The sequence below is a fragment of the Deltaproteobacteria bacterium genome (assembly GCA_035063765.1).
Lineage (GTDB): Bacteria > Myxococcota_A > UBA9160 > UBA9160 > PR03 > CAADGG01.
The window spans coordinates 1-14,565 of the sequence record JAPSFT010000010.1 but is presented as its reverse complement, the minus strand read 5'-3'; the positions used below and the strand labels follow the sequence as shown (position 1 = coordinate 14,565).

Sequence of the window (14,565 nt, the reverse complement as noted above, 5' to 3'; positions counted from 1 at the left end):
TCAGGGCGCGAGGGCAAGGCGCTCGGCGGAGCGATCCGGCTCGCGCAGGGTGAGGGCGCGCCCCGCCGGATCGAGCTCGCACCAGGCCTCGCGCTCGTCGCGGGCGGGCTCCAGCGCGTCCGGCTCGCAGCGCGTCCGCCGCTCGCCGTCGAGGTCGATGGCACCGGCTGCGCCGGCGGCGTCGGCGAAGACCAGGCGCGTGCACCCGCCGGCGGGCCTGCGCTCGCACCACTCGAGGGCCTTCTCGACGCTGTCGAGACGTTCGAGGCACTGGTCGAGCAGCAGCGCACCCGACACCGCACAGCGATCGCGGCCGCCCCCGCGTGCGGCCGGCCCCTCGAGCCGGTCGATCGCGCCGGCCAGGCCGCGCTGGTTCACGCCGGCCAGCGCCACGACCAGCGCGGGGCGCGTGAGAGCGAGGAAGGGGTAGGCCCCGTCCGGGTGCGCCTCGCGCACGACGAGACCCGTCGGCGGAAGCGGTGCGCGCAGCCGCAGCACGACGCGCGGCGCGCCGCCGGCGGCGGGCGCGACGCCGGCGGCAAGGAGCGGCGCGCCGGCGAGCTCCTCCTCGAGCAGCGCCAGGAGCGCCTCGCGCGGCAGGCCGGCGCCGGCCGCCAGGCCGGCGACGCGCTCGTCGAGGTGCGGGAAGTGGCGCGCGAGGTCGCGGGCGAGGGCGCGGCCGGGGCGGGCACCAGACCCCCGGCGCAGCATCGCGAGCCAGCCCCGCTCGCCCTCCCAGCCGAGCGCCCGGGCATCGGCACGCACGGCCTCCCGGCAGGCGCGGCCCTGATCGAGGCCCAGATCCCGGGGCGAGCCCTGGCCGGCGATGCGCTGCATGGCGCAGGGGTCTAGCGTACCGGCCCCGCCCCGATCAGGGCGCCGGCTGCCGGCGCAGGACCGCCAGCTCGTCCGCCACCGTCTGCCGGTAGGGGCCGTCCTTGCGGAGCGCCTCCTCGAGCGCCGCGATCGCCTCGGCGCGCTCGCCACGGGCCTCGTGGGCCATCGCCGCCACGCGAAGCTCCCCCTGGTTGGCGACGTGCCGCCGGGCTGCGAAGCGCTCGAGCCAGAGGCCGGCCACCTCGGCCCGGGCGGCCCGGAAGGCGGGGTCGCGCAGGATCGGGCCGAAGGCCGGGACCCGCTCGAGCGCCACGAACTGGTCGAAGCCCTTCGCGCGCGCGGCCCGCAGCGCGGCGGCGGCGCCCTCGGCATCGTGCTGCTCGCCGGCGCGGAAGGCGCGCGTCAGGGACGCCTGGATGCCCTCCGGGTAGTTCCGGGCCGCGTCGACCATGAGGAGCGGCTCGGAGCGCCAGATCGCCGCTCGCGACGGCACGCGCGCCGTGAGCCCCCCGAGCAGCACGAGCGCGCCCGCCAGGGCGGCGGCCGCGAGCGCGTCGGCGCGGGCCGGCGCGCGGGCCCCGAGCCGCCCGAGCCCGCGCTGCGCGAGCAGCAGCGCCACGCCGACCAGGCCCGGCAGCGGCATGTAGAGGTAGCGGTCTCCGAGCGGATAGGTGAAGGGGAAGAACTGTGCGATCGGGATCCAGCCGCCGATCGCCCAGGCCCAGTAGACCGCCTCCTCGTCGCGGCGCAGGAAGCAGCGGAGCGCCCGCGCCGCGAAGAGCACGAGCGCGAGCGCGCCGAAGAGCCACCAAGGATCCGCCGCCGAGAGGGCCCGGGGCGGATCGTGGAAGGCCGAGAGCCCGGTGCCGGTCGCGGCCATCACCAGGTAGCGGGCGAGGAGCGCGACGATCGTGCGCGCGCTCACCCAGGCGTCCGGGTGGAGCCCCAGGTCGGACTCCCCGATGCGCTGGAAGGCGGCCCACTGGGGCGGCGCGTAGAGCGCGAAGACGGCAAGCCACGCGAGCAGCCACCAGCCCGCGCGCGCAGCGCTCCGCACCTCCCCGGCACGAGGGCACGGAGGGGGGCCGCACCAGACCCGCACGATCGCCACCGGCAGCGCGAAGACCGCCAGCGCCTTCGACAGCAGCGCCAGGGCGAAGAGCAGCACCGCCAGGGCGGGCCGCCGCTCCTGGAGCTGGAGCGCGCCGAGCGCGAAGCTCATCGCGAGCAGCGTCTTCACCTCGGAGATCCAGGCCACCACCTCGACGTTGGCCGGGTGCAGGAGGAAGAGCGCGCCGCCGAGGAGGGCGCCGAGCGGCGCCACGCCCGAGCGCCGGTAGAGCGCCACGAGCTGCACCGACACCAGCGCGTGCAGGGCCACGTTGGTCAGGTGGTAGCCACGCACGTCTTCGCCGAAGAGCCGCCACTGCAACGCGTGGGTGAGCAGGTGCACGGGTGCCCAGTTGGCGGCGTACTCGGTGACGGGGCCCCAGGGACGCAGGATCGCCAGCAGGTGGGCAGGCGTCGGGTCGCGGATCCACGGGTTGTTGACGACGAATCCCCAGTCGTCGGAGACGAAGGCGCCGGCGAGGGCCGGGGCGTAGAGCGGGAGCAGCAGGAGGAGGCAGGCTCCGAGCAGGACGGCCCAGGCGCGGCGTCGTCCGGCCAGCGCGGCGAGGCGCGCGTCGAGGGAACGCACCCGGGAGATCGCCTCGCTCGCAGCGCGCACGGCTCGGGACCCTAGCACGGGGGCCCGCGCCTCCCGGCTCCCCGCCTTCCCCCGCGCTCCCGCCGCCGGCGCGGGCTCAACCCCAGTAGCGCATCAGGACCCGCTGCACCGACACGCCGAGGAAGAGCGCCACGCAGCCCACCACGAGCCCGTGCAGGAGGGGCGGGAGCGGGCGCGCTCGCGGGACGTGCAGGGCGACGAGCACGAGCGGCGCGAGCGGCGCGAGGTAGCGCCCCTGCACGCCGCGCACGAGCGGAGCCGCGACCTCGTTCCAGCCGAGGTAGGCGATCCCGAGCGTGGCGAGCAGGCCGGCACCCGCGAGGCCCAGGGCCAGCGCGCGGCCCCGGCCACGGACGGGGCTCGCCGGCCCGCCGTCGAGGAGCGCCACCGCGAGCAGCAGGGCGAGGGCCGCGCGGTAGAGCCACATCGGGAGCCAGGTGTCCGCGTGGCCGAGCAGCCCGACGAAGCTCGTCGCCCACAGCCAGCCGAGCTCCCGGACGGTCCGGGCGAGGACGCCGGCGAAGCCGGCGGGGTGCGCGGCGATCCAGCGGAGCTGCGCCCCGGGATCGGCGCCGGGGACCAGCGGCTCGTGGCCGAGGTTCGCGACGTAGGCCGCCCACAGCACGCCCGGGACGACGCCGCACGCGAGCCAGGCACCCTGCGCGGCGAGCCAGCGGGCGCGCCCCCCGAAGCGCGCGCGCGGCACCAGGAACGCGAGCCCGACGACCGGCAGGTAGCCGGGCTTCGCGAGCCCGAGCGCCGCCGCGAGCGCCGCGAGCCCGACGAGCGGCCTCCAGCCGAGCGGCCCGCGCTCGGGCTGCGCTTCGCGCAGGACGGCGGCCACGAGCAGGAGCGCGATCCCGAGCGTCGGCGCGTCGGCCGCGAGCGAGGCGGCGAGGAAGAGCGACATCGGCAGCAGCCCGAGCACGAGGAACGCGCTGCGGTGCGCCGGGGCCAGGCGCAGCGCGGCGGCGAGCAGCACCAGGTACGCGAGCAGGTTGGCGATCCGCCCGAGATACAGGAGCTCGACGGGCGAGGCTCCGAGCGCGCGCGCCGCCCCGACCCCGAGCGCCCCGGGGAGGTAGGCGAGCGGTGAGTAGAGGCTCGGCAGGGGGCGCCACTCGCGCACCTCCGGGCGGAGGGCGACGCGGAGCTCGCGCTCGAGGCGCCAGGGCTCCTGGCGCCGCTCGGGATGCATCTGGATTCCTTCGCCGAGCCGCGCCGGCATGCGCAGGAGGGTGCGCGGAACCGAGACCTGCGCGCGTCCCTCGTGCAGCTCGGCCCCGAAGCAGCCCTCGGCGATCAGGAAGGCGCGGGCGAGATGGCGGATCTCGTCCGGCGGCTGGAGCGGCGGCGTGAACCACGCGAAGGCCAGTCCGAAGGGCAGCCCGATCGCGAGGCTCCAGCGCGCGGGCGACCACGCCGCGAGCCGGCGCGCAAGCCGGCGCACGAGTCGGGGCTTCCCGGGCGCGGTCTCGGCTGCGGACGGAGGCCGGTCCATCGAGGGCGGGAAGGTGACCGATCGCCACGCCCACAGCGAACCAGCCGGCGGGCGCGTTGCTAGCCTCCGCGGCGCGGCGCGGCGCGGCGCGGCGTGAGGAGCGCGAGGCGCGGCGTGGCGCGGCACGGCACGGGCACGGGCACGGCACGGCTCGGGCACGGCTGGGGCACGGGCACGGCGCGGAGTGGCGTGGCGTCGGACGGCGGTCGGTCGAGCGGTCGGATCGGACGGTGGGTGGGAATGGAGCGAAACGCGAAGCGGCGCTGGCGCAGACGGATCGCCGTCGCCTGCCTGCTGCCGGGCGCCCTGGCGTGCACGCCGGACGCGCCGCCGCCCCCCGCCCCCGAGCGGCCGCTGCGGGTGGTACTGGTCTCGATCGACACCCTGCGGGCGGACCACGTCGGTGCCTACGGCGCCGGCCCCGGGCGCACCCCGGCGCTCGACGCCCTGGCCGCCACCGGCGTGCGCTTCGAGAACGCCATCACCCCGGCCCCGATCACGCTCCCCTCGCACACCACCCTGCTGACCGGCCTCGACCCGCCCGAGCACGGCATCCACCACAACGGGCTCTTCCGCCTGCGCGACGACGTGCCGACGCTCGCGGCCCACCTCCGCGAGGCAGGCTACGCCACGGCGGCCTTCGTCGGGTCCTTCGTGCTCGCGGAGCGCTTCGGGCTCGCCCGCGGCTTCGACGTCTACGACGACACCTTCGCGCTCGGCTCCCCGTCCCACGGTGGTGTCGCCGTCGCCGAGCGCCCGGCGGACCAGGTGGTCGACGCCGCCCTCGCCTGGCTGGCCGCTGCGCCCGATCGCTCGTTCCTGTTCGTGCACCTCTACGACCCCCACGCCGAGCACCAGCCCCCGGAGCCCTTCGCGACGCGCCATCGGGGCAACCTCTACGCGGGCGAGATCGCCTTCGCCGACGCAGAGGTGGGGCGGCTCCTGGACGCGGTCGCGGCCCGCTGGCCCGACGGCGCCACGCTGGTCGCCGTGACCAGCGACCACGGCGAGAGCCTCGGCGAGCACGGCGAGGACTCCCACTCCTTCACGCTCTACGACGCAACCCAGCGGGTGCCGCTGCTCCTGCGCGGCCCGGGGCTGCCGGCGGGGGTCACGGTGGCGCCGGTGGTGCGGCTCGCGGACGTGGCGCCGACGCTGCTCGCGGCGCTCGGCGCGTCCCCGCTCCCCGGCGCGACCGGGCGGCCGCTCCAGCCGCTCCTCGCCGGCCCGGAGGTCGAGCCTCGCAGCGCCTACCTCGAGACCCTGGCGACCCACTACGACTGGCGCTGGAGCCCGGTCTACGGGATCCGCACCGCCACCCACAAGTACCTGCGGGCGCCCCGCCCGGAGCTCTACGACCTGCGCGCGGACCCCGGCGAGACCCACGATCTCGCCGCCACCCTGCCGGAGCTCGCCGCGACGCTCGACCGCGCCCTCGACGAACGGCTCGCGGGACGCAGCGCACCGCGGCCGAACCTCGCCCTCGACCCCGCCGAGCGCGCCCGCCTCGAGGCGCTCGGCTACGTCGCGCCCGTGCCCGCGGGCCCGGGCCAGGCGCCGCCGCTCGGCACGGTCGGGGGCACCGACCCCAAGGACGAGCTGTTCCTGGTCGGCGAGATGCACCGGCTCAACGAGCTGCTCGGCGCGCAGCGCTTCGACGAGGCGCTCGCGGTGGCCGGGGAGCTCGGGGAGCGCGGCCTCGAGATCGGGGTGCTGCAGCTGCGGGCGGCCCTCGGAGCCGGCCGCTACGAGCAGGCCCGGGCGCTGGCCGAGCGCCTGATCCGGGAGCTGCCCGAGGAGGGCCGGCTCCATGCCCTGCTCGGGCGCATCCTCGAGGCACGCGGCGACGCGCCCGGTGCGACCGCAGCCTACGAGCGCGCGCTCGCCCTCGAGGCCCCGAGCGCGCTGCCCCTCACGGGCCTCGGCCGGCTCGCCGAGGCGGCGGGCCGCACGGAGGAGAGCCGGAGCTGGTACGAGCGAGCCCGCCAGGCGCCGATCCCGGATGCCGAGCCGACCTGGCGGCTCGCGGCGCTGGCGCTCGAGGCCGGGGACGTGGAGCGCGGCGGCGCGCTCCTGCGCGCGCTGCCGCGGGGCTACCTGCGCCACGAGGACGCTGCGCTCCGCGTGGCGGGCGCCGAGCTCGCGGCCGGCCGCGCCGAGCTCGCGCGCATCCGCGTCGAAGCCGCGCTGCAGGACGCGCCGGAGTCGACTGCGCTGCTCACCCTGCGGGCCCGCATCCTCGACGCGCTCGGGGCACTCGACGAGCTGGTGGGTGTGCAGGAGGCGCTGCTCGCGCGCTTCCCGGACCATCCGATCGTCCAGAACGACCTCGCGTGGACCCTCTTCCGGCTGGGCCGCGAGCTGCCGCGCGCCCACGCGCTGGCGCGTGCCGCCGTCGAGGGCTCCGGGCGCCGGCCCGAGGCGCTCGACACCCTGGCCGCCATCCAGATCGCACAGGGGCAGCTCGACGAGGCCGGACGCGGGATCGAGGAGGGGCTCGCCGGGGCCGAGGGGCTCGCGCGGGCGCAGCTCCTGCTGCGCCGGGCCGAGCTGCTGGCCGCGCGCGGAGAGCGCGACGCCGCTCGCGCCGCGCTGGCCGAGGCCGGAGCGGCCGCGGGCGAGCCCCACGCGGCCCTCGCGGCCGAGGAGGAGCGCGTCCGCGCCCGGGTCGCCGGGGCGCAGCCGCCACCCATCCGCGGCGGGCCCCCGTGAGACACCCGCACCGGCCCGCACCGTGAGCCCGACGGGCAGCGCGCCCTCCCCGCTCGCGCCCCTGCGCCCGACCGCGCGCCTGCTCGCCGTGCCGGGTGCGCTCGCGCTCCTCTTCGCCGCGCTCGTGGGCCTGCGGCTCCACGGCTTCTCGCTCGCGCAGTGGAACGTGCTCCTCGGCGAGCCCGCGCGGATCGAGGTGTGGCTCGGCGAGCCGCGCGCGATCCGCGCCGACGACTACGCCGTGATCCTCCCGCTCGCGCTGGCCCAGGAGGCACACGACCCGCCCTTCCCCGTCGTGAACCGCCTCGTCGGCACGGGGCAGAACGCGCTGCTGCCCTTCTCGCTGCCGGTCGCCCACCCCCTCGTCCTGCTCCGCCCCGACACCTGGGGCTTCTTCCTCGGCGCCGACGTCGGCCTCGCGTGGCGCTGGTGGTCGCGCACCTTCGGGCTGTTCCTGGTCGCCTGGGCGCTGCTGCGGGTCGTGACGCGCGGCGACGGTGCGCTCGCCGCGTTCGGCGCGCTCGCGCTCGTGGCCTCGCCCTTCGTCCAGCTCTGGACGCTGCGGCCGGCGCCGGTGGCGATCCACACCGGACTGCTCGTGCTGGCAGCGCTCGGCGTGCTCTTCGCGCGGCGCGCCGGGGCGATCCTGCTCAGCGGGCTGCTCCTCGGCTATGCAGCGGCCGGCTTCGCGCTCGTGCTCTATCCGCCCTTCCAGGTCCCGCTCGCGAGCGTCGCGCTGCTGCTCGCGGCGACGTTGGCCTGGGAGCATCGCGACGCCCTCGACCTGCGGGCGCGGGCGGGCCTGCGGCTGCTCGCGCTCGGGGCGGCCGGCGCCGTCGTGGGGCTCGCGGCCACCGCCTTCTGGGCCGCCGCGGGCGACGCGGTCACGCGGATGCTCGCAACCGCCTACCCCGGCCGGCGCGTCGCGCTCGGCGGGGGGCGCTCGTGGGCGGAGCTCGCCGCCGCCAACCTGGGGGTGCCGCTCCTGGTCGAGGACTACGGGCCGCTGCTCAACGCCTGCGAGGCGGCCTCGTTCTGGCTGCTCTCGCCCGTGCTGCTGGCGGCCGTGCTGTGGCGCTCCGCGCGGGGCGGCCGGCGGCCCGGCGCCGTCGAGGTCGGGCTCGCGGCGGGTCTCGCGGCGCTGGCGCTGCACGCGACGACCCGGCTCCCCGGCTGGCTCGTGCGCGCCACCGGCTGGTCGCTCGTGCCGGGCCCGCGCTCGATGATCGCGCTCGGTCTCGTCGAGGTGCTGCTGGTGGCGCGGCTGCTCGCGAGCGGCGAGCGCAGCGCGGGCGGGCGTCGTGCGGGGCTCGCGCTCGTCTGGGGCGGGCTGCTCGGGCTGGCCTGCCTGGGCCTCGCCCGGCGCCTGCCCGGCTTCCCGCTGGCCAGCGGGCTTGCGTTCGCCGGCGGCAACGCCGCGCTGGCCTGGCTCGCGCTCGGGGCACGCCGTCCCTGGCACGCGATGGCGGGCTTCGCGGCGGCCTCGGCCGCGGTGTCGCTCGCCTTCAACCCGCTCGCGCAGGGCGGGGCCGGGGCGCTGCGCGCGCATCCGCTCGCCGCCGCGATCCGCACGATCGACGCCGCGTCCGGCGGGACGAGCGTGTGGGCGACCTTCGGCCCCTACCAGGTGCCGAACCTGTTCCGCGCGCTCGGCGTCCGCGCGATCGACGGGGTCCAGCCGGTGCCGCAGCTCGAGCAGTGGGCGCGCTGGGATCCGCGGGGCCGCGCGCGCGAGGTCTACGACCGCTACGCCCACGTGTCGCTGGTGGCCGACGCGGGCCGGACGCACCCGCGCTTCCGCCTGCTCGGCCCCGACGCCTTCGCCGTCGACGTGGACCCGGGCGCGCCGGCGCTCGCCGCGCTCGGGGTGACGCACCTGCTCGTGGAGGGCGACGGCGCCCGCCGCCTCGCGGAGCGGGGCGGCGCCCGCTGGCTGCGCACGGTCGGGCGCTTCCACCTGCTCGAGGCGGCGCGCCCGGAGCCCTGATCGGGAGGACGCGTACGGCCACTCGAGCAGGGCCTCCTGCGGGAGCCTCCTGCCCCCTCAGCCGCCCCGCGCCGCCCGAACCGGGGCCTCCAGCGGCCCGAGCGCCCGCTCGGTCGCGGCCCGGCCGGCGAGGCAGGGATCCAGCGGGCGGCGCCGCGCCTCGCAGCGTCGCCACTCCTCGGCGAGCACGCGGCGGTCGAAGGGAAGGGCGTGGTGGTACTGGCTCGAGAACAGGGCCACCGCCTCGTTGGCGGCCGTCGCGAAGTCCCCGCTCGCGCTCTGGAACGGCTGCCCCGGTCGCACCAGGCTCGCGAGGTTCGCGAGCCGCTCGGGCTCGAGCGCGGCGGCCAGCTCGGGGGAGAGCGAGCGCGCCTGCTCGAGCAGCTCGAGGCGGCCCGGCGAGTCCGGGTAGTCGCGCTGCCAGCGGCCCAGGATCGTGGCGCACTCGACCACGAGGCCGAGCCGGCAGGTCTCGACGCCGACGGTCTCGAGCACCGGCTCCGGGGGGCGGTCCGCCGCCGCGCCGAGCCGGCGCCGGAGGAGCGAGTGCTCGCGGCCGACCTCGGCAGCGGCGCGGGTGGCGAGGCGCGGCAGCTCGGCCTGCTGCCCGCGGAAGAAGGCGCGCGCGGCGTGATGGCTGAGGATCGGGTGGCGCAGCGTGTGGATGGGCCCTTCGAGACCGGCCGCGTGCACCGTGCCGAGGGGCAGCACCTCGTGGGCGAGCAGCGCGTCGAGGCTGCCGATCCCCGCCCGCGCCAGACCCGCCGCGAAGTCCGCGCGCTCGACGCGCCGTGCGAGGCGGTCGACGTCGAGGGCGAGCTCCGGCGCATCGAAGCCGAGCAGCACCAGGTCGGCGCCCATCGTGAACCACACGCTCACGTGGTCGAAGACCTCGGCGTAGGTGCGCATGACGAGCTCGACGGTCTCGCGGTCGAGCTCGTAGGTGTGGATCCACTGGGCGTAGACCCCGCCGGGAGCCAGCCGCTCGCGAGCGACCTCGAGGAACTCGCGGCTGAAGAGCATCTCCACGCCGACGACCCAGGGATTGCTCGGCTCGGAGACGATCACGCCGAACCGGCCCTCGCTGCGCTGCAGCGCCCGGTAGGCGTCGGAGCGGACGATGCGGACCTTCGGGTGCCGGGAGGCGCCGTGGTTGCCGAAGTCGAACAGGGGCGCCGCGTCGACGACCCCTTGCGAGATCTCCGCGACGATCACCTCGCGGCTCTCGTCGAGGGCCGCGAGCTCGCCGGCGCTGACCCCCGTGCCGAAGCCGATCACGAAGGAGCGCTCCGGGGACTCGGACAGCAGGGCCGGCAGGAGCGCGGCGAGCGCCATGGTCGGGTAGTCGCCCTGGAGGTTCCCGTCCGGCTTGCCGTTGGTGATGATCGAGCGCGAGGCCTGCCCGTTCGGCAGGTAGCTCTCGCGGACCGTCACGGTGCTGGCGGGATCGTCGGTGTGGAAGACGGTCCGGAAGGACCCGTTGAAGGCAGCGACGAACGGGCCCGGGCCGGCCAGCGTCATCGGCGTCGGCTTGCGCACGCGGAAGCTGCCGGAGGCGATCCAATCGGGGTTCCAGGGCGGGAGCCAGGCGATCCCCGCCAGCGCAGCGGCCGTGAGCGCCGCCGGCAGCCAGGCCGGCACGGCCAGCAGGCGCCAGGTCAGCAGGCCCGCGCCCACCGCCAGGGCGCCGAGGCCGATCGCGTACACCTGGTGCAGGTCGAGCCAGATCAGGAGCGCGTAGCCGCCGAGCAGCGCGCCGAGGAGCGAGCCCACGGTGTTCCAGCTGTAGAGCCGCCCGGCCACGGCGCCGAGGTCGCCGAGCTCGCGCCGGAGCTGGTGGAAGAGGAGCGGGAGCAGGGCCCCCGAGAGGCCGATCGGGAGCCCGAGCAGGGCGAGGATCGCGAGGAAGGCGGCGCCGTAGTAGAAGGGGAAGGCGAAGTCGTCGTCGCGGAACACCGAGCGCAGCACGTGCGCGTAGTAGGGCGCCGCGTCCATGCGCAGGTAGAGCAGCGCGAGGATCCCCACCAGCGTCCACTGCGAGGCCACGATCAGGAGCGGCGGGATGCGCGAGAGGGCCGACACCGCGAAGCTGCCGAGGGCGATGCACAGGACGAACACCGCCACCACCATCGCGAAGGTGAAGTGGGAGGCGCCGAACGCCATCCCGCCGACGCGGTTCAGCACGGTCTGCAGCGCCATCATCGCGAAGCCGGCCAGCAGCGCGACCACCGCATAGAGCGCGAACGAGGAGCCCGCCCGCCCGGCCTCATCGACACCAGACGGTGTCTCCTGCGCCGCGGCCGCCCGGCCGGCGCCGCGCTGGAGCAGGACGAAGGTGGTCCCGGCGAAGAGGTTCACGAGACCCATCGTGTAGAGCACCCCGTCGAGCCCGAGCCGGGGCACCAGCACGAAGCCGCCGGCCAGCGCGCCGGCGAAGGCACCGAGGGTGTTGAAGGCGTAGATCCAGGCGTGGACGCGGGTGGCGTCCTCGAGGTCCTCGGCCAGCGCCTGGGTGAGGACCGGGATCGTGCCCCCCATCAGCACGGTGGGAGGGCCGAGCAGCAGGATGGTGAGGAAGACGTCGAAGGCGAAGCCGGCGATCTGCGATCCGTGCGCCGGGAAGCGGAACGACACCGCCTGGGCCAGCCCGAAGAGCGTCGGGAACAGCATCACCCAGGCGCCGATCCCCGACTCGACCAGGCCGTAGAGGAACAGCAGGCGGGGCGCCTCGCCCCGCGCCCGCGCGCGCGCGACGACGCGCGCGGTGGTGGCGCCGAACACCGAGTAGCCGGCCGCGAGCCCGCCGAGGAAGATCGCGAGCACGGCCGCCGTGGCCTCGCTGTGCGAGCCGAGCAGGGTGGCGAGGTACTTCTGCCAGGCGACCTGGTAGGCGAGGCCGCTGAAGCCCGTGAGGACCGTGAGCAGCAGCGCGACCGCGCGCGTCATCGTCCGGGGGCCCGGCTACTTCACGACGTAGCCGAGGGCCCGCAGCATGTCGCGGCTCAGCTCGTCGAGCTCGACCTCGGGAACCTGGTCCCAGAGCGGGCGCAGCTCCCGGGTCGCCTCGAGCCCCGGGAGCAGCTCGCCGGCCCACTCGGGCCGGGCCTCGGCGAGGTCGTCGAGCTCCGCCGGATCGGCGGCGCCGTCGAAGAGCTCGACCACCCGCTGTGGCTCGCTCTCCGAGAGGCTCAGGATCAGGCGTCGATCCCCGTCGCGGACCGAGAGCGTGGGGCGACTCGGGGCCCCTTCCGTGCCCCAGCTCCGCTCCAGGTAGGCGAAGGCCGGTCGCCCGGGGCCGCTCTCCTCCTGCCGGGCGGCCGCCTCGATCTCCGGCACCAGCGAACGCCCGTCGGTGTCGGGGAGCGGCGGGAGCCCGGCCAGGTCGAGCAGCGTCGGCCAGATGTCCAGGTTGCTCACCGTCTGCTCCACCACCACGCTCCGGGGGAGCCGGAACGGGAGGGCCACGATCCAGGGTACGCCGGTGACCTCGCGATAGAGGTTGCGGGCGTGCCCCTCGTATCCGCGTTCGCCGAGCGCCTCGCCGTGGTCCGAGGCGACCACGACGATCGTGTTGCGCGAGAGGTCCCGCTCCTCGAGCCGGGCGATCAGCGCGCCCACGTTGCGATCCACCCAGTGGACCGCCGAGTCGTAGGCGTCCGACACGGAGGTCCCGAAGCCGAGCTCCGCAGAGTCCTGGTCGTACGCGTACTGGTGCACGTCCATGTAGTGCACGTACAGGAAGAAGGGCTGGTGCCCGTGGCTCGCGAGGAACTCGAGCGCGGCGCCGGTGGCGTCCTCGTCGGTGCCCTTGATCACGAGCGGGCCGGGGGCGCGCCGCTCGAACCGGCGCGGCGCGCGGGAGGCGGACGGGCGCAGGTAGACGTCGAAGCCCTGCCCGAAGCCGAACAGGGAATCGACCCAGCCGTTGCGCCAGACGCCGCCGGTGGCGTAGCCGGCCTCGCGAAAGATCTCGGCCGGGAGGACGGCCTCGGGCGGCAGCGCTTGTCCGAAGCCGAGCATGCCCGTGTGGGTGGGCAGGAGCCCCGTCCACAGCGAGGCCATCGAGGTCTTGGTCCAGCTCGACTGCGCCTCCACCCGCGCGAAGCGCAGCCCGCGCTCGGCCAGCACCTCGAGGACCGGGGTGGTCGGGCGCTCGTAGCCGTAGGCGCTGGTGCGGTCGGCGCGCAGGGTGTCGATCAGGACGAAGACGACGTTCGGCTTGCGCTCGCGGAGGGCGGCGATCTCACCGATCTCGCCGGCCGGGCGCGAAGGGCCCTGGATCCGGAACTGCGAGGCGAGGGCGATCACGGCGAGCAGGGCGGCGAGCGCGAAGTAGGTCCGGGGCGAATCGAGGAGCCTGCGCAACAATCCGACGACCTCCGCCTGGGTCCGGCCAGAACCGGCGGACGGTAGCGGCTTCCGTGGCGCTGCGCCGATCCACACGCGCGCGGCCGGGGTGCGGCGGGACGAGGCCGGGGCCGCGAGCGGGCGGCGGCTGCCCCGGATCCGGAGCAGCCGCCGGAAGCACCCTCACGAGCAGGCCGCACGCGGCCTGCGCACGGGCGTTGCTAGGTCCGGCGCCGGCGGTAGGCGAGCGCGCAGACGGTCGCGATCGCGCCGGCGAAGGCCAACGCCGTGGTGGGCTCCGGCGCGGCGTAGCTGAGCGCCAGCTCGGCGAAGGCTGCGTAGTTTCCCTCGGGAAGATTGGTCATGATCGTCACGGGAGCGACGAGCGTGATCGTCCCCGCACCGCTCGCGCTCAGGTTGTTCGTGCCCGTGCGCGTCACGGTGGCCACGAACGGCACGCCCGCCACGCTCGCCTGGTCGGTCGTCCAGGTGCCCGAGATCGCGGTGATGCTGATGACGCCGCCGGCGCCGGTCGCGATGACCGTCTCGCCCGAGCCCACGTTCAGCGGCACGCCGAGGAGCGTGACGCCGCCGAAGGCCAGGACGTTCGCGACGCCCTCGAACGTGGCCGAGCCGGCGAGGGTGCCGGCGCCCGCGAAGCTGCCCGAGCCGTTCTTGCTGAGGATCGCCTGGATCCCGGTGACCGGAACCGCCGCGGGATCGGTCACGGGCGTCGTGAACGAGCCCGTGATGGTGCTGCCTGCGTCGATCGTCGCGAGCGTGTTGCTGGTGGCCGTACCGGTGGTCCCGGAGCCGGTGAAGCTGGCGGGCGGCAGCGTGCCGATCTGGAACGAGAACTCGGCGGTGTCGAGCTGCCCGGCCGACGCCGGGCCCGCGCCCAGGACAGGCAGGACAGCGGCCAGCGCCACGAGGAAGGCTGCGGACGACTTGCGCATGGAGGACCCCCTGGTTCGCGATGGCGTGCATAGTACCCGAGGCGCGCGAAGAAAGGCGAGCCCTTCCGGCAGAAAGGAAACGGCCACCCCGTTGCCGGGGTGGCCGTCCTTGCAGCCGTGGCTGCGCCGGATGGCGCTAGCTGAGGCGGCGGCGGCCGAGGATCGCGAGGCCCGCCACGCCCGAGCCGAGGAGCAGCAGGGTGCCCGGCTCCGGGACGTACGTCAGGACCAGCGTCGCGAAGGCCGCGAAGTTGGTGCCGCCCGACAGGTTGCTGAGGACCGTCACCGGGGCCACGAGCGTGACCGTGCCCGCGCCACCCACGAGGCCGTTCGAGCCCGTGATGGTCACGACGGGCTCGCCCGGCACGCTGATCGCCACCGAGCCGGTCGTCCAGGTGCCGGAGATCGCGGTGATGTTGATGCCGTAGGCACCCGCGGTCGAGGTCTTGCCCGAGCCGACGCTCAGCGGCACGCCGAGGAGCGTGAGGCCACCGAA

Annotated in this window: 9 protein-coding genes; 2 read left to right on the top strand and 7 right to left on the bottom strand. The window is 76.2% G+C overall.

The window, feature by feature from the left end; genetic code table 11:
• The 3 genes from OZ948_09625 to OZ948_09615 form a co-directional block, all read right to left on the bottom strand.
• Entirely contained in the window at positions 1 to 837 is an 837-nt protein-coding gene (locus tag OZ948_09625) for a hypothetical protein (protein MEB2344990.1), read from the bottom strand.
• A gap of 34 nt (positions 838 to 871) precedes the next feature.
• Positions 872 to 2,566 (bottom strand): hypothetical protein, encoded by a 1,695-nt coding sequence (locus OZ948_09620; protein ID MEB2344989.1) that lies wholly within the window; start codon positions 2,564 to 2,566, stop codon positions 872 to 874.
• A gap of 76 nt (positions 2,567 to 2,642) precedes the next feature.
• Positions 2,643 to 4,016, bottom strand: coding sequence for a DUF2142 domain-containing protein (locus OZ948_09615; GenBank protein ID MEB2344988.1), 1,374 nt, complete (start codon positions 4,014 to 4,016; stop codon positions 2,643 to 2,645).
• Positions 4,017 to 4,307: 291 nt separating this feature from the next.
• Between OZ948_09615 and OZ948_09610 the strand changes: the two genes are divergently transcribed.
• Both OZ948_09610 and OZ948_09605 read left to right on the top strand, forming a co-directional pair.
• Complete coding sequence (locus OZ948_09610; GenBank protein MEB2344987.1) at positions 4,308 to 6,779, top strand: sulfatase-like hydrolase/transferase; 2,472 nt, start codon at positions 4,308 to 4,310, stop codon at positions 6,777 to 6,779.
• Positions 6,780 to 6,801: 22 nt separating this feature from the next.
• The gene (locus OZ948_09605; GenBank protein MEB2344986.1) at positions 6,802 to 8,766 is read left to right on the top strand and encodes a hypothetical protein; all 1,965 of its coding nucleotides are present in this window, start codon (positions 6,802 to 6,804) and stop codon (positions 8,764 to 8,766) included.
• A gap of 57 nt (positions 8,767 to 8,823) precedes the next feature.
• Here OZ948_09605 and OZ948_09600 read toward each other — a convergent pair whose 3' ends face one another.
• The 4 genes from OZ948_09600 to OZ948_09585 form a co-directional block, all read right to left on the bottom strand.
• Positions 8,824 to 11,712, bottom strand: coding sequence for a fused MFS/spermidine synthase (locus tag OZ948_09600; GenBank protein MEB2344985.1), 2,889 nt, complete (start codon positions 11,710 to 11,712; stop codon positions 8,824 to 8,826).
• Between the two features lie 15 nt (positions 11,713 to 11,727).
• Positions 11,728 to 13,134, bottom strand: a complete 1,407-nt coding sequence (locus OZ948_09595) for a sulfatase (protein MEB2344984.1) — start codon at positions 13,132 to 13,134, stop codon at positions 11,728 to 11,730.
• A gap of 200 nt (positions 13,135 to 13,334) precedes the next feature.
• Positions 13,335 to 14,069: a hypothetical protein gene (locus OZ948_09590; protein MEB2344983.1), complete on the bottom strand. Its 735-nt coding sequence runs from the start codon at positions 14,067 to 14,069 to the stop codon at positions 13,335 to 13,337.
• Positions 14,070 to 14,205: 136 nt separating this feature from the next.
• The coding region (locus OZ948_09585) for a PEP-CTERM sorting domain-containing protein (protein MEB2344982.1) at positions 14,206 to 14,565 on the bottom strand (360 nt) is incomplete at its 5' end.